Source organism: Neorhizobium alkalisoli (genome assembly GCF_002968635.1).
Classification (GTDB): Bacteria; Pseudomonadota; Alphaproteobacteria; order Rhizobiales; family Rhizobiaceae; genus Neorhizobium; species Neorhizobium alkalisoli.
This window is the reverse complement of sequence record NZ_PVBN01000010.1, coordinates 233,872-254,398: the sequence shown is the minus strand read 5'-3', so window position 1 is coordinate 254,398 and position 20,527 is coordinate 233,872. Positions and strand designations below refer to the sequence as shown.

Genomic DNA, 20,527 nt, shown 5'->3' with positions numbered 1-20,527 from the left:
GGCAGAGCGAAAGATTGATGCTTTGTGGGATGCAGTAGGCGCTTTGGTTCCCTGCTTCACACCCTCAGAATGCGCGAACTACTTCAGAGCTGCCGGATATGACCCGGATTGAACAGGATCTGCTCTAGGCGCCGCTGGATGAAACTTCAGTGGCAGGTCAATGTGTCAATGGGAAGTCCGCGATTGCAGTGGCAGTTTCGGTGATCTTAAGCAGGCGCTCCGTGGAAGACAGCGAGGGATCGTCCAATTGCTGCCTAAGCTCCCACAGCTTCGTAACCTTTTCTAAGTTATCGGCCGCATCGAACGGCTTCTTGAGAACCTCAATGCCCGTCTCTATCTCAGGGTTGTCAATTTCACTGAGCAGTTTGTCGGCGAGTTCTTTGATGCCACTCTCAGCTTGTTCCTGTGTCGGCATTTGGTGCTCCGATATGTGAAATTGGGTTTCAACCATTAAGCGCAACACGTAAACGCTCAACTCACATAAATCAAGCGGCGCTGTTTGTTGAAAGTGCGGTTTCGACTTTCGCCCGTTTTGCAGTCGCAGGGGCCGCGTCCGTGCAGTAAGCCAGTTTGCGCGCGCGTTTTCTGCCTGTCTTGCTGCCTCGGGACACACCCTTCCCGCCGCCGCTATCAACTTGGGCAGGGGCGACGTTATGGGCGGCGAGCGCTAAGAAAGGCACGATCCTGACTTTTGCCCCGGGCCGGCGCAGGCCAAAGGCGACTGTCATATACGTTCAAATATTGATTATCGTACAACAAATAGCATTATATAAGAATAGAGTAATTTCCGCCAAGGTATTTCATGTTTGCCCTCTGAAAGAATCGTGACGATCTATAGTTTTCGATGTTAGCGGTTGCGTGGAGTAATACCTCCGTGCTTTTGCGCTGCTTCGACCATTCTAGACAAGACTTCATCAGCAAAACGGCGCTCTTCCCGCCTAGCAGCGATTTTCTGCTATCCTTTTCTATATAAATCCCATATATATTAGTCATTAACCCGCTTGAACCGAGTATGTATTCCTCACACCTACAGTAAAGGACGCCGGTCACTTTACTGCCGACCGATGCGATAAAAAATGCGCTTCTTTCAGGAAACGCAAGAGCCTCGAAAATGAACGCCTCTCGCTTTGTTTCCGAGTACGGGTAGCCTTTGAACCAGCTTTCCTCGTGAGCCTCTCGTGCGATTGACGCAGTTAACAGAATGTCACGAGGTGATGTGGCGATGCGGACACGAAGGCCTTTTAACTCTATTTTGCGACGGTTTTTTGTTTTGTTCATAGGGACACGTGTTGAAACATGCAGTTGAGTCGAGGCAACGACACTCCGTTATTGTCAAGCCCAAATAGTTTGGTACTCTTGGAAGGCCGCGATTGAGGTGCAAGAAATCAACTCAAAATAAGCGCACCAAAGAGCGCGACAAAAAGAACTGACGCTGCGATGTAGGCGGACCTCCAGGTGGGAAGATAGGGAAACAGGAACGGGTAGACGAAGCGCTTGAGCAACAACGCGCCCGCAGCCATCGCCGCGATGAAGATACACACAATCACATCGTGCCAGTTATTCATGAAAGTTTAAACCTGTGCGAAGCTGGGAGTCGAAGATTACGATGCGGATGAGAGAATGCAGTTTTCCACGTCATCCTCCTCAAGCGCTTTGAGATAGCCCATCAGCTCAAGAAAATCTTTTGCCGGAAGACTCAAGATTTTTTGATGACTCGCTTTGATCCACTTTTGGACTTGCGCGCCTATCGTCTCCCTCGAAACTCTTTCCATACGAAGAGCTACGATTTTAACGTAAAAGGGCGCCAAAAACGCTCCTGCAAACCTCGATCCGGTGGAACTCTGGGCACTGCCTGGGACACATTCGAATATAGCGGATTCTATCTGCATCAAAGTCTTCTGTGGGTCGGTGCGATAACTCTTCAACAGCCGTTCTGAGCCATTGACGTTAGATACTTTAATCACAGATATCAGGCCGCCCGACACGACTGCTGCTGCGGCGAGGACGAGAAAGATTCGCATCATTGCCTCCTTTTTGCTCGGAGGGTACCGTGAAAGCGGTTAAGCAATCGCATATGCGACCAGGTCTTTACAAGGTAGTGCTCGTTGCCTTATCAGTGGCCGCTAAGAGCCGCTATCTCGAATGCATTGTTCGTTAGGCCGGCTCCGTAATATGAGGGCGGGCGACGTCTGGGTCGAGGGGGCACGCAGTTACCGTCCACTCGACGCTTACCTTATGCCCGCGCGTCACATCAGACAAAGTTACCGCCCGCGAAATCGATTGGCTTCGCCCTGCAGCTTTGCGCCTTCCGATATCCTGGTCGTCTCTTGCCGCCAGGCAAGATGATCCCGCCCTCGATGTTGGCCTTCATCGGCGCGCAGATCAGTGTCGTGGCTGAAGAGCTCGCCGAGTACGGCGCCAGATCCGAAACGCGCTATCAGCATTCGGCGGCATTGCAGCAGCTCTACGGCTAGCGATCTCAATCTCGCCCACGCGAGCGAGCGCCTTGTTCCAGCGTGCTTCGAGCTCCGACGTCACCAGCCTGTTCTCCGGATCGGCCGCGTCATATTGCCGGAATGCCCGGTCGGTTCCATAGCGCGCGGCCTCGAGGGCGCGCAGCAGGGCGTCCTGAACCTCGTCGTGTTGGCTGGCCAGATTACGTTCCGCCTCGATGGCGGCAATGGCTCCTGGTTCGACCACGCCGAGCAGTGCCTCTTCGATCGCGTCATCAACCCTCAGCCGCCGTGCAATGCAGCGGGGCTCGCCATTATCGAGTAGACCGCGCCAGCAGGAATAGCGCGGAATGTTATGCTTGCTTCCGGTGTACCGGACCGTCAGCTTCCGACCGCACCTCTTACAACGAAAAAGGCCGGCAAGCAGAGCGTCACCATGTGTTGGCGCTCCGTGATGGCGGCTGGCCGGCATGTTGTCGCTGACCATCTTGCGGATCTCCTCCGCCCGTTCCCAACTGACGTAACCTTCGTGTGCGTCCGGGATCAGCGCCAACCATTCATCACGCGTCTTGCGACGAATTCCAGATCGGCCATCGTATCCCGGCACGGAGCGACTCTTACCTTAAGCGTAAGCTCCGCCGTAGATCGGATTTGCGATCATCCGGTGGATGGTAGCATAATTTGGCCTGCGCCAGATGACGTCACCATTGGCGTACCTGATCGGCAGGTCCAGCCCCTGTTCGAGCAACCATAGCAGAGCCTGCCGCGCACTGCCGAGTTCGGCAACCTTGTCGAAGACGAGTGCAATGGCTTCCTAGGTGCGTCGGTCGGTGTCGTTTTGCATTTAATCGGGGTCTTCCTCACTTTGTGTGGTTAACAGATCGTTAGCAGTCACGCCGCTATGGGCTGGCATGCGAACAAAATCAAAATGGTCGCCCGGTCCGGGCATCAAGGTGCAAAGCGTCGTGTCCAACGGCAACGGTGACTGGGTTATATCGGGTTGTGGACCATCCTCGGGCACATGTCCAGATTGTCGACATCAGAGTAGAAGTCGGCACGGCTGGTCGTACCGCAGGCTCCAGGACCTGCCGATCCAAGGCAATGAGGTGACGGTAAGGCTTCGGTTGAGCCGTTGGCGTTGCACATATCGGCAGTGCAAACGGCAAACATTCTCAGACCCGATCCCGGAGATTGCCTCGCCCTACGCCCGCAGGACAACGAGGGCCGCAAAGATAGTGGGCCTGCTGGGTCACGGCACGGGCGGACGCCCCGCGGAGCGCTTGATGAAACAGCTTGGGATGCCTGTCAGCGACGACACCATCCTTCGGCACTTGAAGCGGGGTGCTTCACCGGTCGACGAACCTCCCGCACGGATCGTCGGTATCGATGACTGGAGTTGGAGGAAATCTTGGCGCTACGGCACGATCATCGTTGATCTCGAGCGCCGACAGGTTGTGGACATTCTCGAAGACCGGAGCGTGGCGAGCGTAGCGCAATGGTTGAAGCGGCACCCCTCCATTGAGGTCGTCAGCCGAGATCGATGCGGACTTTACGCGCAGGCTGCTCGTGAAGGTGCCCCGCAAGCGTCTCAGGTAGCGGACCGCTTTCATCTCATCCAGAATCTGCGTCTTGCTATCGAGGAACAGATGAGCCTCTCGGGGCGAGCTACAGGCAGGGCACTGCTGCCAGACGACGACATTGAGATTGATCATGAGGATCGAGCTTCGCATGAGCTGGCGCCTGAAACGCTTTGGCGCAATCAGCTTCGCCGGACACACCGGCAGTCCCGGAAGGAGGTGTTCGAGACGGTGCACGCCTTGAGCAAAGAAGGCCTGACCTGCTCGGAAATTGCGCGCCGCACGGGATATGGCCGCCGCAGCATCGCAAAGTGGCTGACGTTTGAAACGCCACCCGACCGACGCAGGAACGCGCTACAGCCGACATCTCCTCGGTATTTCGAAGCCTTTCTCACCCAATGCTGGAAGGACGGCAACCGCCGTGGGCGGCATCTGTTTCATGACATCAAGCACCGCGGGTACACCGGCAGCTTTTCCAATCTGGAACGCCTCCTGGCAACCTGGCGCCGCGCGGAGAAGCCGGAAGCGGATAAGGACAAGGGTGAGGCGGCGCCGGCTCGGATTGGCCTCATCGACAGAGCATACGATAATGCGCCTGTGCGTGATCCGCAAACCGGTCATTTGATCTCACCGGTTGTCGCCGCTACTCTTTGCATCAAGCCGCGCGGCGCGCTGACTATCAATCAAGCACGGAAAGTGGATGCTCTCAAACAGGGATCACGGATGTTTGCTGCTTTGCGCAGCTTCTCCATGCAATTTCGCGGAATATTTCATAGCCGAAAGTCGGCAAGACTCGGCAAATGGATTGATGATGCCATTCATTCTGGCCTCGTTTTCCTGGCCCGTTTTGCCCGCGTTCTACACCGCGATATTGAGGCCGTCTGTAACGCCATCGAGCTGCCCTGGAGCAATGGCCAAGCGGAAGGGCAGATCAATCGACTGAAGACGATCAAGCGCGCCATGTATGGCCGAGCAGGTTCAGAACTTCTCAGAGCGCGGATGATGCCAATCAAATCGGCCGAGCTCCACACAAAGTGAGGCAGACCCTTTAATTGTAAGACTACGTCTTGATTAATGCCGCCACACAGGTCACCCCTTATCGCCGCGACCCGTTGATGGATGGTCTAAGCTGACGATCGCAGATTGCGCTGTTCGAGAAGGCCCGTTAGGTAACTCTCCTCGCCATCCCGACCGACCGCGGCGCGGTTTCAGCGAAACCGAATTGCTTGTAGAGGCGGTTCGCCGGGACGTCGGCGATCAGACTGATATAGGCGGTCTTTGGCAGCTCCTTCTCGATATAGTCCGTCAGCGCTGACATGATCGTCTTGCCCAACCCCCTCCACTGGTGCTCGGGCATGATCGCGATGTCCGTGACCTGAAAGAAGCATCCTCCATCGCCAATGATGCGCCCCATGCCGACGACCACGTCGCCATGCATCAAGCAGACGCCAAAGATCGAGTTCGGCAAGCCCTTTTCGGCCGCCTCTCTCGAAAAAGCACTGAGGCCTGACACCTGCCGTATGCGCAGATAATCGTCGGTACCCGGGACATGGGGCACAATGCGGTAGTCGTCGTGCTGGGCCAATGCGATGCCTTCTTTCCAGACAAGTATCCTAAAATCTATGGCCGGCATTATGGCGTCCACTGCGGTTGATAGGTAACCACAAGCGATGTAAAAAGCAGTCGCCACTAACGGTCCGCTTTTGGGCAGGATGAGGGGTCGCCATTCGCGGTAGCGGCAAGCCTCGGGCCTCGCGCCTCCCGCAGACGCTCGGATAACGGGGTGAAAACGCTGACGCAAATACGGCTGCCGCATCGCTCTGGGGCGCCGCGCTTGTATGCGAAACCCGTAAAATCAGACCTCGCAGGTCCTCGGATATTTCAACGCACACGCATGCCGTTGAAGAGCAAGTCTACCAGGTGAGCAACGCGCGGCGCTGGTTCATTGTCCTTCTCAACCGCAATGGCGATTGCACTTACAACACAGACAATGTCGTCGAAGTTTATGTCTTCACGCACAATCCCTGCTTCCTTTGCGCGCTGGAGCAGTCTGTGCCCCTCCTCGGTGATTGCGTTACAGCCAGGCGTTCCGTGTTGGATGACGGTCCCGAGCGAAGCCGCGAGGCTTTGGTAGACGCTCGTGTTCAGCGCAAGCTCCTCAAGAAATTGGCGTAGCGCGTCCTCGCTCTTGTACTCCGTATCCCGCGCGCGGCTCGCCTCCGCAACCGACGTGAAGCGTTCGTTGCTGGTAGCCGCCAAGAGTGCTTCTCGCGTCGGAAAGCGGCGGTAAAGCGTACCCGCGCCGACCTTGGCTCGCTTGGCCACCTCGTCTAGCGAGACAGTTGCCCCCCGCTCCAGAAACAGCTCCTCCGCCGCGACGAGAATGCGTTGGCGATTTCGTTCCGCATCGGCGCGTAGACCAACTTCAACCATTTTGTTCTCCTCGGCTTGCAAAGTGGAGAATGTCTCCATATCGTAAGTGGAGAACTCATCCACTTACACAAAGGATTATATGATGGCTAAACGGTTCGAAGACAAGGTTGTGATTATCACTGGCGGGAGTGATGGCATCGGGTTGGCATCCGCGCAGCGGTTTGCGGAAGAAGGCGCCCGGGTTTACATCACCGCACGGCGTCAGGAGTTGCTCGATCTGGCGGTCGGCCAGATCGGTCACGGTGCAATCGGCGTGCAAGGCGACGTCACCAACCTCGCTGACCTCACGTCGCTTTACACGCGCGTCGAGCGTGATCACGGCAAGGTCGATGTCGTCTTTGCCAATGCCGGCATGCACCAACCCGTTCCCCTTGAAGCGATAGAGGAAGCACATTTCGATTCGACTTTCGGCCTCAACGTGAAGGGTCTGATTTTCACGGTGCAGAAGGCACTGCCGCTGATGACGCACGGGGGCGTGATCGTTCTGAACGGCTCGATCGCCGGATCTAAGGCCTATCCGGGACAGTCCCTTTACAACGCCAGTAAGGCAGCAGTGCGCTCCTTCGCACGAAGCTGGACTATCGACCTTAAAGAACGCGGCATCCGCGTCAACGTCGTCTCTCCCGGCGCGACGGAGACCCGGCTGATGCGCAGCTACTTCGATGCAGCACCGGGGGCTGAGGAAGAGGTGGTCAAGGGGGTTCCGCTTGGACGCCTGGGACACCTTGAAGAGGTCGCGAATGCCGTGCTGTTCCTGGCGTCAGGCGAAAGCAGCTTCGTCGCCGGCCATGAGCTCTTCGTCGATGGCGGGGTCGCAGCAGTTTGACCCCGCGCGGAATTCCTAGAAGTGGTGGAGCGACGTTCGGTGCGCTCCGGAAATATTTGGAAGGTAATGGAATGTCCATGATGAGAAACTTGGCTGCCGCCCTGCTGGTGCTGTCAGTTGCAGGCCCCGCCTATGCCGAGGGGTCTGCCAACGCTCAAGCACCCAACAAGGGTGTCGCATCGGCCACAGCCCCCGCAAGCAACGTCGTGCTTGTGCATGGTGGGACAACCGATGGCTCCGGATGGAAGGATGTCTTTCAAATCCTGCGGGCGAAGGGGCTGACGGTCACCGTCGTTCAACTACCTCATACAAGCCTCCAGGACGATATTGCGGCGGTTAAACTGGCTGTCTCTTCACAAAGCGGTCTCACCGTTCTGGTTGGCCACAGCTATGGCGGCGCCGTCATCACCGAGGCTGGCATGGCACCTAACGTCAAGGCATTGGTCTACGTTGCGGCCCTTCAACCCGACAAGGGTGAAACTCTGGCAGAGATCAGTAGCCGCTTTCCGATGGGTATCGACTCGAAAATGCTCGACGACAAGAGGTTCATTCCCAATCGGGCGAGCTATCACGACATGATCGGTGCAGACCTTCCTGTCGACGTCACCGATTTCATGGCGGCGTCAGCCAAGCCTATGAGGGTGGATACATTCCAGATGCGGTTCGAGAATGCCGCCTGGCGTGACAAGCCGTCATTCGGCATCGTGACAACCGAAGATAAGGTCCTCTCTCCGGAGTTTCTGCGATGGATGTATGATCGCACGTCGACGAAGGTAAAGGAAATCAAGTCGAGCCACATGGTCTACATGTCGCATCCGCAAGAAACGGCAGACGTCATCCTTGAGGCTGTAAATTCGGCGAGGTGATGAAGGGCGGAACCTACGAGCGGCGACCCAGCTCAATGGAATGTGACGTGGGGCTTATGAAGTCCGGTACCCTGCGGACGAGGACAATCGGAATTGCTCCTGCCCGCAGGGTACGCTTCAACCGTTGTTGGGACCGGCTGCTATTGCAGCCCAAAGCCCCAGGGTGGCGGCAACTCCTCCAATCAAGAAGACGGAAGCATATCCGGAATGGTCGGCGATGACGCCGACGACAGGCCCGGTTGCACCGTATGCCAGATCCTGGAAAGCCGCGAAGCCACCGATCGCTGTTCCCCGAAGCTGAGGCGGTACCTGCTTGATCACTACAGATCCCATCGATGGGAAGACCATGGAGCATCCAATGCCGGTCAAAAGAGCGCCCGCAAGAGCCGCATAGGGCCCGGGGGCAAGCCAGATGAGATACTGGCCGAAAGCTTCAACCACGAGAGAGACGGCCGCAACGCGTGCGCCTCCCATTCGATCCGGCAAATGCCCGCAGAGCAGCCGCATCGCGACAAAGCCAGTCCCGAAGAACGTGAGGCCAAGTCCGGCATGATGCCAGCCCTTGCTCAGGAAGTAGAGTGGGAAGAAGGCGCCCAAGGCGGCGAACCCTACCCCCTGCAGACCCACTGCCGCGCTAGGGCGCCAGATCCGTCCGACAATGCGCCAGATGGACTCGCGTGGACCAGCATGAGGTTCTACGGCCGGAACCGATTGGATTATGACAAGTCCCACCATTGGCAGAACACTGCATACACCCATCAAACCTACAAAACCGATCCGGTCGAGCAAGGTCAGCCCCAGAGGGCCACCAGCGGCAAACGCGCCATACATACCCATCCCGACGAGAGATATGACACGCCCCGACCGTGCCTGTCCTGTCAGGCCGATCGCCCAGCCCATCATGCCCACCAAGGCAAGGCTCTCGCCCAGACCGAGCACAAGCCTGCCGACTAGGAGCAGTGTGTAGCTTTGTGTCACCGAGAGGTCTGGCCAGGCAGCCAGGGCGCAGGCAAGGCCGGCTGCAGCGTAGATCAGGAAGCCGTACTGCATCGCGAGTTTACCCCCAACCCGGTCGGTCCATGCGCCGGCATTCCCGCGCGTGAGGATCGTGGAGAGGAAGGCGATGCCGACCGCAAGGCCGCCCCATGTGTTGTCAAGACCAAGACCTTCAACCACATGAACTGGTATGGCCGGCAGAGCCATGGCAACGGTGAGGTAAGATAGGAACAGGGCAAAGGTCAGGATGACCACGCGTGGATAGCCGAGCGTGGCTTCAGTGATATCAGTCATTGTAACGCACTCATTGTGGAGGTTGGATGCGTTGGTTCACGTCAACGCTTACGGCTCCGGCGATCAGCGGAACATGCAAGGGATATGGTCAGCCCGCGCCGAGGACGTCGTCCTTGTAATGTTTGGCATACTCATTCTCGATTGCGGGAATGATCTTCTCGATCGTAAAGTACGAGCCCCAGAACTTGGTCTCGCGAAGATCGTTGACCACGCCGTTGTAGTGCTCGAGATCGGTTACGGTCCAGACCATGACGTCGGTGCAATCGGCGGTGAATGCCTCGCTATCAAAGAAAGCCATTCTGGCGCCTGGGTAACGTGCCAGGATCGGGTTGAGCACGGTCTTGCCGAACGCAAACCGACCCCCTTCCCCCTGCGGCGGGAGCTGTAGCCATTCGGGCGTTGTTTTGATGAGCCAAAATATGGTCAACGGGTTGGTCGCAAGGTCGTACTGTGATCCAGCGGTGTCCATCATACCTCTCCCTTATACCGCAAATACGGGCATCAGGTTTTCCTCGCAGAATGCCCGGAAGCTGGTGCTGCCAGTCGTTTCAGGTGTACGGGTAGCGGTGTTGTCGATGCCCTCTTCCTTGGCCCGGTACATATCGACATAGCCTTGAGTGACAGATTCACTTGCGCCTCGGCCGAGGAATTGCTGCTTGAGCTGGTCATAAGAAATCTGCTGGTAGCGCACGGCATGACCGGTCACCTCGGAAATGATCGCCGCCTGGTCGTCGAACGACAGATCTTCGGGGCCTAACACCGGAACCTCCCGCTGGCCGCTCCAGCTATGATCAGCAAGCAGGCGGGCCGCGGCCGCAGCCATGTCCCGCGTCGCCGTGAACGGCAGCTTCCGGTCAGAAGCAATTGGACCAAAGAACATACCCTTCTCCTTCATGACGCCGAGCTGACGGGCAGTGTTTTCCATGAATGAGGGCATGGCCAGTGCGCGGAATGCTGCGCCCGTCGACATCAAAAGGTCGTCCATGTGGATTGAGGCAGTGACCGGCCCTGCCCGATCCTGCCAGTCCGTTCCCCGGCCGATCGCGGTGATCGACAGAACGCGCGGGACAGAATGGCGGTAGATCGCCTCGGCGGCGGACTTGGTGAAGGAGTGGTAAGCGTCTTCCAGTAACTGCGCCCATGGGGGCGGGGCCAGCCAGAATACAGCGTCGGCACCTTCGAAAGCGCGGTCAACAGCGGATGCGTCACCATGGGATCCGAGGACGATTTCCGCTCGATCGCGCACGTGCTCTGGTAGCTTGGAAGCGTCGCGCACGATCAGACGAAGTGGGACGTCTGCCTCGATCAGCGTCTTGACGACCTTACCACCAATTTGGCTGGTTGGGGCGGTAATAACAATCATGATGAGTTCCTTTTATTCTTTTGAGGTGAATGGTGGTCGCAGGCAGCGAGCCTTGATTCAGAGGCGGATCGAAAGCTCGATGTCGTCTGCAATCGGGACCGACAGATACTTGCCTTCTGCAGTGCGCACGTGCTCGAGGTAATCCGGGCACAGGTCCGCGTTATCTGCGATGATCAGAGCACCGGGTCGAAGACTGTTTTCGACAAGGCGGAGAATGTCCGCGTAGAGCGGCTTTGCACCGTCGAGCAGCACGAGATCGACCTGGTTCGGCAGACCCACGCTCAGCGTGTTAAGGGCATCCCCTTCCCGCATTTCGACAAGATCGATCAGGCCGCCTTCCATAAGATGCTCGCTGGCTTTTGCGAGTTTAGAAGGTTCGAACTCTGTGGTGATGAGGTGCCCGCCGCCGTTGTCGCGTAGCGCTGACGCCAGGAACAGCGTTGAAATTCCGAACGACGTACCGAACTCGATAACGGTTTTTGCCCTGATGCTTCGCACCAGCATGTAAAGGAGCCTTCCCGTTTCCGGCGAGACAGGAAGCCAAAGGTCCTTCATCAACGAGTAGAGCTGAAGATACTCTGTTTTGCTCTTCAGCAGACGCGCCCGCTCGCTTCCCGATACATTGCGAAAGATCGGGCTTGTTGCAGTATCAGCTTCAGCGAAGAGCCGATCCACAAGCGGCGCAACGCGTGCACTCTGTAAAGTGTTCATGGTCATCCAATCAAATTGAGGTTGTGTTCGGGATGAGCTATATTGCGACGAATCCGTCGTATTTCGCAATTCGCATTAGGAGAGACGCGTGATGAACGGTCATGCAAGCCCTCGTATTTCCTCACGAAAGAAGCCGAAACAGGCACGTTCGACAGAGCTCGTTGCGGCGATCTTGGAAGCAGCTATTCGCGTTTTGGCGGAAGAAGGAGCGCAACGCTTCACAACCGCACGTGTCGCCGAAAGGGCTGGGGTCAGTGTCGGCTCGCTGTATCAATACTTTCCGAACAAGGCATCGATCCTTTACCGCCTGCAGAGTGACGAATGGCGAGAAACGACCGAACAATGGCGGACCATTCTGACTGATCAGGCACGGTCACCCTCTGACCGCTTACGGCACCTTGTGCACTCGTTTTTACATTCTGAGGTCGAAGAAGCCGCGGTGCGGCTAGCGCTTGATGATGCCGCGCCACTCTATCGTGACGCAGCCGAGGCCCAAGAAATTCATGCTGAAGGCGACCGCATCATCGAAGCGTTCATGGTCGAGGCGCTTCCCGAGGTTCAGGAGACAGCAAGACGATTGGCCGGGGATATGATCGTCATGACGATGACTTCTGTCGGAAAGGAGCTTACAGAGACGCCGCGATCTCCCCCCGAGATTGATGCTTATGCAGACGCCATGTCGGACATGTTCATCGCTTATCTAGAAGATTTACAACCGGTTTGACGGCCGCTGCGGTCTTTTTGCGAAGCCCTAGCAAACTCCGCTAATCCAGGATTTGAACATTAGCTTGCTCTTGAGCGGATATGAACCGCCGACGCATTAGTTAATTCCCTTACAGTTCTTTGGAATTTCACGGCTGCGCAACAACTCACTCTTAAATGACCGGTAGCCGCCTAAGGAGCCTCAACCTCAAGTATGTACCATCTTTAAAGCTGTGCGCAAAATACCGTTGTAGCCAACTGCAATATCTGGAAGCAACATAGCCGCTGTTTACGTGCACTATCCAACTATCGATGAAAATGAGCCCCGTATCTTGGGAGCGAATGACGCCGTTCAATGCTATACTTTATCTTGGATCGCCGCGCCAATGAGTTTCGTAAACACCTCTTCGGCCTCCAAAGCGGAGCAAGACCCGCGATTCATGGCATTTGTCAGCGCGTCTCCTAACGCAACCAACGCCAGGCTTGAAAGGGCGAGTGTGTCCAGCCGCAGGTTCGAGTGAGGCTTCAAAACCTCCACGAACATCTCGATCACCGCGTCGACTAACTCTTGATATACAACCGCCTTTTCCTCGCTTCCAGCTAGCGCCGACCCAACAGCATGAAATTCGTCACCCTGGTCGGCCCCGCAGGCCAGGTAAGTTTTTGCCAACGCCGACACGGTCTCGTTTGCCGTTCGGTTCCCTTGAGCCATCAGTGCACGAAATGCGGAAATGCGTTCGGTGTCTATCCATCGATAGAGCTCAATCAAGAGTCCTGTTCTCGTTTCGAAGTGCTCGTACGTGACGGGCTTTGAAACCCCCGCTCGCGCCGCGAGGTGCGCCAGGGTGAGCTTATCTGCGCCCTCTTCCCGGACGACAAGCCGCGCCGTTTCGAGGAGCTGCTGACGCCGTTCTGATTTTGATAGGCGGCGCACGCTCCTGTTATCCACGGTGCTTTTAGTTTTTTCCACTTGCATACCTACGTTTAGTAACTTACGTTTCGTAGGTGTCAGTTAATCACAGGTGTCGTAATGTTACAAGCTTTAGGAAAACCCCAAGATCCCATACTAATCATCGGCGGCGCCGGTGAAGTGGGCCGCTGGGTCAGTCGGTTCTTGCGTGCGTGGCATCCCGACGTGCCAATCCTCATTGGCGGTCGGGACGAACAACGGGCGATACGAGCGGCAGCCGCTGTCGACGGCGCGTCTGCGGTGGTCGTGGACCTCACTGCCTCTGACCTGGGGCTAGGCGAGCAACGTGTCTCGGCGGTCGCAACGCTTTTTACCGATGAAACGGGGGCAGCTCTCCGCTGGGCCCAGCAAAAAGGCGCCGGGCACATCAACATCTCACCAAGCATCAGCGAACTTGGCCTGGAAACTGCGACATTCATGCAGAAACCTACCGCCGCGCCTGTCGTCCTTGGTACAGAGTGGCTCGTTGGTGCGACAAGTGTACCTTCACTCTTGTTCGCCCAGGAATTTGGTTGTCTGGAAAAAATTCACATCGAGGCGGTGCTCGACGAACAAGATGCGTTCGGACCTGCAGCAAATGCAGACCTTGAGCGCCAGATGCAAGCGGGTACTGCCGCTCTTATGAGAAAGGCTGGTACATGGCGGTGGTGCCATGGAGACGAAACCAGGTCCAAGGTTCGCGCAATCGACGGCACCGACTTGGAGGCGAGCGTGTTTTCGCCAAACGACGTCTTGTTGTTGGCAAACGCAACCGGCGCTCCTGATATTCGGTTCGACCTGGCTATTGGAATGAGCTCCGCCCGCCGGAATGGCGGACCGGTATCGGCTGAAATCATTATCAATCTTTCGGGCTTGGATCACGCCGGGCGGCAACTTCGGAAACGTCACGCGATCGTTCACCCCGGCGGGCAGATGCCGCTAACGGGTCTGGGTGTCGCGCTCGTTCTTGAACGCCTGGCTGGTCTCGCAGGCGATACGCCTCGACCGGGCCTCTACTTCCCAGCCCAGCTCATCGACCACACCACATACTTTGAGCGGCTTCGCGCCTCCGGTGGTGAAGTCATTGAATTGGAGCCGGTCCAACACGCGCCGCAAGTCTCAGACCGAGCATAACCTGGAGCAAAAAATGAGTCCCCGTAATGAAGCATCAGCCGCCGCGGATCATCCCGTACACCATTCGCAAATTGAGGCCAACGGTGCCTCTTTCCATGTCGTTGAACAAGGCCGTGGTCCAGTCGTGCTGTTCTTGCACGGCTTTCCGGACACAGTGGAAACGTGGCGTAGCCAGATGCAAGTTGTCGCAGAAAACGGGTACCGTGCGGTCGCACTAGACATGAGGGGTTTTGGCGACAGCTATTCCCCGGACGATCCAGCACTTATAGCGGAGCCTTGATCGTAGGTGACCTGATTGGCATCCTTGATACGTTGCAAGTATCTACCGCAACGATCGTATCGCATGATTGGGGCGCGGACCACGGACAACGGGCAATGGTCATGCGACCAGATCGTTTCAACGGGATCATAACGCTCAGCATCCCGTTCCTGCCGCGTGGCGAGTTGAGCACATGGGACTTGCTACGCAGTCGCGGTCTCGGCGATCTCTATTATGCTTTCGACATGATAAAGCCGGAGACGGATGAACGGATCCGTGATGCGAGCAAGTCTATTCCCAGTGCACTTTATTGGCTCTCGGGCGAACCCGCCGAAGGAACCGGCTGGGACCCCATCGACGCAAAGCGGAATATGTTTCGACCTGCCCCTGACGTGCTGCCGAGCTGGGCCGATCCAGCCGATGTGAAACACAACATCGAAACGTTTCAGCGAACGGGATTCCGAGGGGGGCTGAACCAGTACCGTGGCGTGCAGGCGACGTTTGAGCATCTCGCTGCCTACAAAGATGTGCTGATCAAGCAGCCATCGCTTTATATTTGGGGTGATGCAGATGGGTTGTGCCGACTGTTCCACCCTGTCCCACCGACCGTGGAAGAAATGCGCGAGACAGCGCCGGGGCTGGTCGATGTCGTGCGGCTGGAAGGTGTCGGTCACTGGCCTCATCATGAGGCCCGCGAACGCGTGAATGCCGAAATCATCAAATTCCTGAACGGCCTGAATGCCACCGATTCAGCAACTGCTTAATAAATTAAGGAACGTAAGACCATGACACTTTCTCACGCACTTCGTACAGGCGATCTTGCTTCAGTCAAAGAAGCTATCGACGCCGGGGCCGACGTGAATGCTCGAGGCCCCGATGGTCTCACGCCGTTGATGATCGCATCTGCGCTTGGGCAGGCACAAGGTGTTGCTTTGCTCCTGACTGCCGGCGCGGACGTGCTGGCGGCGGAACCTCGAATGGGAGCAACGGCAATCCACAAGGCGGCACAGTCCGGCAGCGCCGACGTGATCGGGATTCTGCTTGACCACGGAGCCTTCATCGATCAGCAATCGCCCGTTCTCGGTAACCCAGCCTTGATGGATGCCGTGCTTCACAAGCACGAATCTGTCGTGCGGGTTTTGTTGTCGCGTCGCGCGCGGACCACGATACGGAATTACTGGCAACAGACCGCGCTCGAAATTGCCAGGCATGACGACCTGAAAGCAATCGCAGCACTGATTGAGGAACGAGATGAGACTGATGAAAAGCACATTGTGGGCTTGTCGATCGTCTCGTCAGTCAAGGCCGGAAATATTGAGGAGGTGAAGCGGCTGATCGCAGATGGCGCGGATTTTGAGGTTCGGGTGCCAATAACCGGGACGTTCGATGACGACTACACGCCTCTCGGTCTTGCAGTTCGCGAAGGTCATGCCGAAATCGTGCGTGTATTGCTCGATGCTGGAGCAGATCCTCGCCGTACGATCGGCCTCATGCGCGGTTCACCACTTCACGATGCTGCCTATTTCGGAAAGGCGGATCACATCGATATTTTGACCTCATCAACAAAGCAGGGGGACACACAGGTTGAGCTTGATGCGCAGGGTCCTTACAATGGTCTGACCGCTTTGCACGATGCTGTGTGGCATGGATACGTGGATGCCGTTGCGTCCCTGGTACGCGCCGGTGCTCGCCGTGATTTGAAAACTCATTCGGGCCTGACACCGTTAAGCCTCGCTACTCTCTACGGCTATGACCGGATCGTTAAGATCCTGAGCAGCGACAGTCAGCAGGCTGGATCCCAACCAGAAGTCCTCTGACTTAACTCGTTGAGCTTATACGGGCGCTGCTATCGAACATGAAGACTGATCCGTAGCGCCGTAGTGCTATCTCGGTTTGATGGCGATGCTGCGCATCGCGGTCATATAGCTACCGCAAATTAACAACTTGCGGTAGCATCTAGTAAGGACTCGAGATTGCTGGGGGGTTCAAAAAATCTAGCCTGACATCCAGCTAGTCCCTGGCGGTCCACATGGAAAACGTCTCGCGTTCGTCTTCCGCTCTGGCCGCCTCCAGGTAACGCGGCTTCCAAACGCCACCAATGAACGCCTCCATCGTCGTGGGCAATCTCGGACGATCCTCGTGCTCCCCATGGAACCTTACGATGCCAGTGTTCAAAGCGTCGGCACTCCGGGTGTCGTCCTGCCATTTCGCCAGCGTCCCGAACCGCGCCAGAAATTCAGCTTCCACGTCTTTGCGGGTTGTCTCGATGTATCGGTACTCCACCGGCCTGCCGATCTCCTTGCCAATGATCGCGGCCAGTTCGTTCATCGAGACATCTTCAGAGCCTACTTCGCGATAGACGCGGTGTCTGCCCGTCGGATTGGTCAGTTCCTTCGCTGCCAGCCAAGCGATGTCATCGGTCGCCACCCAGGGCATCTTCAGATCAGGTTTGCAGAACCAGGCAATTCGACCGTGTTTGGCAACCGACCCCGTCCACGCCGCCACATTTTCCATGAACCACGCGGCGCGCAGGTGGACCAGATCGATATTGCCGAGTTCGTTGAGCTTTTCGTCCAGACGGTGGAAGGACTCGAAGTGACCCGTTGTCCCCTTCACGTCCGAACCCATGGCCGTCAGGCTTACGGCCAGTTTGACGGGGGATTTTTCGAGCGCATCGACAAAGCGCTGGGCAACAGCGGGGTAGTGTCCCTCGATGTTGTTCCAATCGGTCTTCACCATCAGGAACGCAGCATCGGCACCCTGGAAAAATTGGTCAAGGTCTCCCGCTCCTGTGTCGAAGGTTCCCAGAAATGGCTCTGCTCCGAGCGCGACCAGTGCGTCCAACGCTGGGCCACCTCTCGACAACGCTCTGACCTGATGCCCGGCGCTCAGCAGGATCCGGGTCAGCTTGGCGCCAATTCGTCCCGTTGCGCCGACGACAGAAATTCGCATGACAGTCTCCATTCGATTGTTGATAGCCCGATAGTAGACTATTGCAGTCCGCACGAATTTGGAGATAATGCCAAATGATCTCTAAATCGGGCCAATCCGCAAAACTGCTGCGTTCCTGTTACGACGACGTCGATCTCGACCAGTCGGATCGGCCGGCCTTCGCCGTCCACCTCGACTTCAGTGACTATGAGGCTGAAGTGCCCCAGCACCAGCACAAGGAAGGGCAGCTCATTTTGGCCCTGCACGGGGCCGTCACCTGCAGGACGGAAAATGGCATCTGGATTGTCCCACCAGATTGCGGAGTCTGGATACCCGGCGGCGTGCCCCACAGCAACCAGGTCACGTCCAACGCACGCCTGTCCTATCTGTTTGTTCAACCAGGCGCTGCGACGCTGCCACAGGAGTGCTGCACTTTGTCTGTGTCGCCGATGCTTCGCGAGATGATCCTCCGACTGGCGGATGTACCGGTCAATTATGCTCCGGACGGCCATGTCGGCCGTATGGTGCGGGTCTTGCTGGACGAACTCGCGCAAATGCCGATACAGGGGCTGGACTTACCCGCGTCCGACCATCCCAAAATCGCCGCGATCACCGCTGCCCTGATGGCGGAGCCGAGCAACCGTCGTACCCTGGTCGATTGGGCGGAACACGTCGCCATGAGTGAGCGATCCTTGAAGCGTCTGATGGTCCAGGAAACGGGACTGACCTTCGGCCGCTGGCGGCGACAACTGCACCTGGTCATCGCGTTGCGCGAACTGGCGAGCGGCGCAACGGTGCAGAGGGTGTCGAGCGACTTGGGATACGAATCCGCCACCGCCTTTATCGTCATGTTCAAGAAGGCATTGGGAACAACACCGACCCGCTACTTCGCAGGTTGATTTTCCGAGTAGTCGAATTTGGCAAGACTGGTCGGCCTTTGCGGCACGTGCCGTGACTACAATGGGCCGACTACGGACGATGAATTCTCATCGTTCTTCCCTCCAGCTTTGCGTTGGTCTGGGTGGGGTAAGATCATTGCGAACCGTCGTCTCGATACCTGCCGCCTCGGCGACCAGTTCGAGGGAACGTAATCGCGTCGCGTGGTCGTAGACATCCGAAACGACCATCAACTCGTTGGCACCCGTCGTCCTGGCCAGTGTCTCAAGCCCAGTTCGAACGGTCTCGACGGATCCAATCGCCGAGCAGGATAGCATTTGCAGCACGCGCACCTTCTCACTTGGCGACCAGAAATTCTCCATGTCATTGATGGGAGGACGTGTAAGCAGGCGTGCGCCGCGAATGATATCGACAAAAGACATCTTCTGCGTCGTGGCGAGCCATTGCGCTTCTTCGTCAGTCTCAGCGGCGATGATGTTGACGCCGATCATGGCGTAGGGTTCGGCAAGTTGTTCACTGGGTTTGAAGCGCTCGCGATAGATTTTGAGCGCCGAGATCATTTGCTCGGGCGCAAAATGCGATGCAAACGCGTAGGGCAACCCGAGTTCCGCCGCGAGCATTGCACCGAAATGGCTGGAACCGAGAATCCACAGCGGTACGTTCGTTCCGGCCGCGGGAACGGCCACGATCTGCTGGCCATCTCCCGGTGATGCGAGGAAAGCCTGTAGCTCAAGAATATCCTGCGGGAAATTTTCGGCGTCTTGCGGCGAACGACGCAGCGCTCTGAGCGTGAGTTGATCTGTCCCCGGTGCTCGGCCCAGCCCGAGGTCAATACGATCGGGGAAAAGTCGCGCCAGCGTTCCGAACTGCTCGGCTATAATGTATGGCGCATGATTAGGCAGCATGATGCCGCCAGCACCGACCCGGATCCGGGATGTCGCTCCTGCAAGATGGGCGATAACGATCGATGTCGCAGCGCTGGCAATGCCCGGCATATTGTGATGCTCGGCGACCCAGATGCGTTTGTAACCCAGCATCTCGGCATGGCCGGCAATGCTGCGAGCGTTAGCAAGCGTTTCGCTGGCATCAGAACCCTCGTTTACACGAGCGAGTTCCAGAATGGACAGCGGTATCATGTTTCGAATCCCTTTTCGGACAGCCAGTCTTGCATGGCGAGATTCACGTCCTCTTTTCTTTCGAGCATGAAGAAGTGTCCGCCTTGAATCCTAACCTCGCTGAGGTCCGAACAATCGTCGCGCATCGGGTCCGCAAGCCGACTGTTCACAGTTTCGCAGACGACATCGAAGTCTCCATGGAAGAACAGAACCGGCATATCGAGACGGCCGAAATTGCGAGCTTCAGCTGCATATTCAATGTTGGCTGCGTCATTGAGATACCAGGCGTTTGCGCCGGCGAACCCCGTTTCCGAAAAGGCGGAAACGAAGAGTTCATAATCGGCCTTGGGGATCATCCCGAAGTCGGGCGCCACTGCCGGAGCACGATGGCTTGGGCCAAACCATCCCTGATCCTGGCTTAGAGTCGCGGTAAACGCGGGCTTGCCGACCGCTTCTGGAGGACCGGGCCGGTAAAGGGCTGCGATCGTTGCCGGAACATTTATCTCGAAATCGCGGTTGGCGGTTTCAAATTGTTCCCTGTAGTAGAGCCAGTAGTCCCACTGGCCGACCGGATATTTCTCGACTGGATAGAGATCGCGGTCGACCAAAGCGACAAGATGCGGCAAAGCGAAACCACGCGCCATATAGGGCACGGACATATTGATGACTGCGCGGCATCTTTCGGGATGATGAGAAGCCATAGCCCATGCGATCGGAGCACCCCAGTCATGCCCCACCCAGACCGCTGCCTTGGCGTCGAGAGCATCGTGTAGTTCTATCATGTCGGTGACGATTTCTCGCACGGCATAGCTGCTCGCCTCAGCATGGACGGAGGAGCCGCCGTAACCCCGCATGTCAGGCGCAACGCATCTCCACCCGGCAGCCGCAAAATGCTCCATCTGGGCGCGCCACATGACACCCAGCTCGGGATGACCGTGCACAAAAATCATCAGCGGCCCCGTTCTGGGACCAGCCTCGATATAGGAAGTCCGGTGCCTGGAGGTGGCCACCTCACCAACGG

General features: G+C 57.0%; 24 protein-coding genes and 2 pseudogenes. 11 read left to right on the top strand and 15 right to left on the bottom strand.

Going from position 1 to position 20,527, the window contains the following annotated elements; translation table 11 throughout:
* Positions 1-112 (top strand): annotated as a pseudogene (locus C5L13_RS21340) (IS630 family transposase); the annotation flags it as partial.
* Between the two features lie 45 nt (positions 113-157).
* Here C5L13_RS21340 and C5L13_RS21335 read toward each other — a convergent pair.
* From C5L13_RS21335 to C5L13_RS21320, 3 genes are all read right to left on the bottom strand, one after another.
* Complete coding sequence (locus C5L13_RS21335; protein ID WP_105385258.1) at positions 158-415, bottom strand: hypothetical protein; 258 nt, start codon at positions 413-415, stop codon at positions 158-160.
* Positions 416-1,385: 970 nt separating this feature from the next.
* Positions 1,386-1,565 (bottom strand): hypothetical protein, encoded by a 180-nt coding sequence (locus C5L13_RS21325; RefSeq protein WP_105385256.1) that lies wholly within the window; start codon positions 1,563-1,565, stop codon positions 1,386-1,388.
* Between the two features lie 36 nt (positions 1,566-1,601).
* Positions 1,602-2,021 carry a hypothetical protein gene (locus tag C5L13_RS21320; RefSeq protein ID WP_105385255.1) on the bottom strand — a complete coding sequence of 140 codons (420 nt, stop codon included), beginning with the start codon at positions 2,019-2,021 and terminating at the stop codon, positions 1,602-1,604.
* 306 nt (positions 2,022-2,327) lie between these two features.
* On the opposite strand from C5L13_RS21320, the pseudogene C5L13_RS29635 reads away from it, so the two are divergent.
* Positions 2,328-2,411 (top strand): annotated as a pseudogene (locus C5L13_RS29635) (hypothetical protein); the annotation flags it as partial.
* On the opposite strand, the gene C5L13_RS21310 reads toward C5L13_RS29635, so the two are convergent.
* Positions 2,383-2,925, bottom strand: coding sequence for a zinc ribbon domain-containing protein (locus C5L13_RS21310; protein ID WP_407070456.1), 543 nt, complete (start codon positions 2,923-2,925; stop codon positions 2,383-2,385). The pseudogene C5L13_RS29635 and the gene C5L13_RS21310 sit on opposite strands and share 29 nt — an antisense overlap.
* A 150-nt stretch (positions 2,926-3,075) precedes the next feature.
* Positions 3,076-3,210 (bottom strand): hypothetical protein, encoded by a 135-nt coding sequence (locus C5L13_RS29365; protein ID WP_342588192.1) that lies wholly within the window; start codon positions 3,208-3,210, stop codon positions 3,076-3,078.
* A 154-nt stretch (positions 3,211-3,364) separates the two neighbouring features.
* Between C5L13_RS29365 and C5L13_RS21305 the strand changes: the two genes are divergently transcribed.
* Positions 3,365-5,068: an ISL3 family transposase gene (locus C5L13_RS21305; RefSeq protein ID WP_105385253.1), complete on the top strand. Its 1,704-nt coding sequence runs from the start codon at positions 3,365-3,367 to the stop codon at positions 5,066-5,068.
* A 127-nt stretch (positions 5,069-5,195) separates the two neighbouring features.
* Here C5L13_RS21305 and C5L13_RS21300 read toward each other — a convergent pair whose 3' ends face one another.
* Positions 5,196-5,663 carry a GNAT family N-acetyltransferase gene (locus tag C5L13_RS21300; RefSeq protein WP_205836865.1) on the bottom strand — a complete coding sequence of 156 codons (468 nt, stop codon included), beginning with the start codon at positions 5,661-5,663 and terminating at the stop codon, positions 5,196-5,198.
* A gap of 248 nt (positions 5,664-5,911) precedes the next feature.
* The gene (locus tag C5L13_RS21295; RefSeq protein WP_105385286.1) at positions 5,912-6,463 is read right to left on the bottom strand and encodes a TetR/AcrR family transcriptional regulator; all 552 of its coding nucleotides are present in this window, start codon (positions 6,461-6,463) and stop codon (positions 5,912-5,914) included.
* An 82-nt stretch (positions 6,464-6,545) separates the two neighbouring features.
* Between C5L13_RS21295 and C5L13_RS21290 the strand changes: the two genes are divergently transcribed.
* Positions 6,546-7,289, top strand: coding sequence for an SDR family NAD(P)-dependent oxidoreductase (locus C5L13_RS21290; protein WP_105385285.1), 744 nt, complete (start codon positions 6,546-6,548; stop codon positions 7,287-7,289).
* Positions 7,290-7,360: 71 nt separating this feature from the next.
* Entirely contained in the window at positions 7,361-8,155 is a 795-nt protein-coding gene (locus tag C5L13_RS21285) for an alpha/beta hydrolase (RefSeq protein ID WP_245571414.1), read from the top strand.
* Between the two features lie 117 nt (positions 8,156-8,272).
* Here the strand turns inward: C5L13_RS21285 and C5L13_RS21280 are convergent, their stop codons facing one another.
* The 4 genes from C5L13_RS21280 to C5L13_RS21265 form a co-directional block, all read right to left on the bottom strand.
* A complete protein-coding gene (locus C5L13_RS21280; RefSeq protein ID WP_105385251.1) occupies positions 8,273-9,445 on the bottom strand; it encodes an arabinose transporter in 1,173 nt (390 codons plus the stop codon).
* 88 nt (positions 9,446-9,533) lie between these two features.
* A complete protein-coding gene (locus C5L13_RS21275) occupies positions 9,534-9,914 on the bottom strand; it encodes a darcynin family protein (RefSeq protein ID WP_105385283.1) in 381 nt (126 codons plus the stop codon).
* A gap of 12 nt (positions 9,915-9,926) precedes the next feature.
* On the bottom strand, positions 9,927-10,808 hold the full coding sequence (locus tag C5L13_RS21270; RefSeq protein WP_105385250.1) for an NAD(P)H-binding protein: 882 nt from the start codon (positions 10,806-10,808) through the stop codon (positions 9,927-9,929).
* A 57-nt stretch (positions 10,809-10,865) separates the two neighbouring features.
* On the bottom strand, positions 10,866-11,519 hold the full coding sequence (locus C5L13_RS21265) for an O-methyltransferase (RefSeq protein WP_105385282.1): 654 nt from the start codon (positions 11,517-11,519) through the stop codon (positions 10,866-10,868).
* Positions 11,520-11,610: 91 nt separating this feature from the next.
* Between C5L13_RS21265 and C5L13_RS21260 the strand changes: the two genes are divergently transcribed.
* Positions 11,611-12,243 carry a TetR family transcriptional regulator gene (locus C5L13_RS21260; RefSeq protein WP_105385249.1) on the top strand — a complete coding sequence of 211 codons (633 nt, stop codon included), beginning with the start codon at positions 11,611-11,613 and terminating at the stop codon, positions 12,241-12,243.
* A gap of 336 nt (positions 12,244-12,579) precedes the next feature.
* On the opposite strand, the gene C5L13_RS21255 is transcribed toward C5L13_RS21260, so the two are convergent.
* The gene (locus C5L13_RS21255; RefSeq protein ID WP_105385248.1) at positions 12,580-13,197 is read right to left on the bottom strand and encodes a TetR/AcrR family transcriptional regulator; all 618 of its coding nucleotides are present in this window, start codon (positions 13,195-13,197) and stop codon (positions 12,580-12,582) included.
* 54 nt (positions 13,198-13,251) lie between these two features.
* Between C5L13_RS21255 and C5L13_RS21250 the strand changes: the two genes are divergently transcribed.
* From C5L13_RS21250 to C5L13_RS21240, 4 genes are read left to right on the top strand one after another with little or no spacing between them, the layout of a single operon-like run.
* On the top strand, positions 13,252-14,304 hold the full coding sequence (locus tag C5L13_RS21250; RefSeq protein ID WP_105385247.1) for a saccharopine dehydrogenase: 1,053 nt from the start codon (positions 13,252-13,254) through the stop codon (positions 14,302-14,304).
* 13 nt (positions 14,305-14,317) lie between these two features.
* A complete protein-coding gene (locus C5L13_RS29570) occupies positions 14,318-14,584 on the top strand; it encodes an alpha/beta fold hydrolase (protein ID WP_342588190.1) in 267 nt (88 codons plus the stop codon).
* Positions 14,581-15,327, top strand: a complete 747-nt coding sequence (locus C5L13_RS21245; RefSeq protein WP_245571413.1) for an alpha/beta fold hydrolase — start codon at positions 14,581-14,583, stop codon at positions 15,325-15,327. Before C5L13_RS29570 ends, C5L13_RS21245 begins: the two co-directional genes overlap by 4 nt.
* Before the next feature lie 21 nt (positions 15,328-15,348).
* Positions 15,349-16,380 (top strand): ankyrin repeat domain-containing protein, encoded by a 1,032-nt coding sequence (locus tag C5L13_RS21240; protein WP_105385246.1) that lies wholly within the window; start codon positions 15,349-15,351, stop codon positions 16,378-16,380.
* Positions 16,381-16,573: 193 nt separating this feature from the next.
* On the opposite strand, the gene C5L13_RS21235 is transcribed toward C5L13_RS21240, so the two are convergent.
* Positions 16,574-17,515, bottom strand: a complete 942-nt coding sequence (locus tag C5L13_RS21235; RefSeq protein ID WP_105385245.1) for an NmrA family NAD(P)-binding protein — start codon at positions 17,513-17,515, stop codon at positions 16,574-16,576.
* A 74-nt stretch (positions 17,516-17,589) separates the two neighbouring features.
* On the opposite strand from C5L13_RS21235, the gene C5L13_RS21230 reads away from it, so the two are divergent.
* The gene (locus tag C5L13_RS21230; RefSeq protein ID WP_105385244.1) at positions 17,590-18,393 is read left to right on the top strand and encodes an AraC family transcriptional regulator; all 804 of its coding nucleotides are present in this window, start codon (positions 17,590-17,592) and stop codon (positions 18,391-18,393) included.
* Positions 18,394-18,480: 87 nt separating this feature from the next.
* Here the strand turns inward: C5L13_RS21230 and C5L13_RS21225 are convergent, their stop codons facing one another.
* Together C5L13_RS21225 and C5L13_RS21220 are read right to left on the bottom strand one after the other, a co-directional pair.
* Positions 18,481-19,527 (bottom strand): LLM class flavin-dependent oxidoreductase, encoded by a 1,047-nt coding sequence (locus C5L13_RS21225; RefSeq protein WP_105385243.1) that lies wholly within the window; start codon positions 19,525-19,527, stop codon positions 18,481-18,483.
* Positions 19,524-20,456: an alpha/beta hydrolase gene (locus tag C5L13_RS21220; protein ID WP_105385281.1), complete on the bottom strand. Its 933-nt coding sequence runs from the start codon at positions 20,454-20,456 to the stop codon at positions 19,524-19,526. Before C5L13_RS21220 ends, C5L13_RS21225 begins: the two co-directional genes overlap by 4 nt.
* Positions 20,457-20,527: the final 71 nt, after the last annotated feature.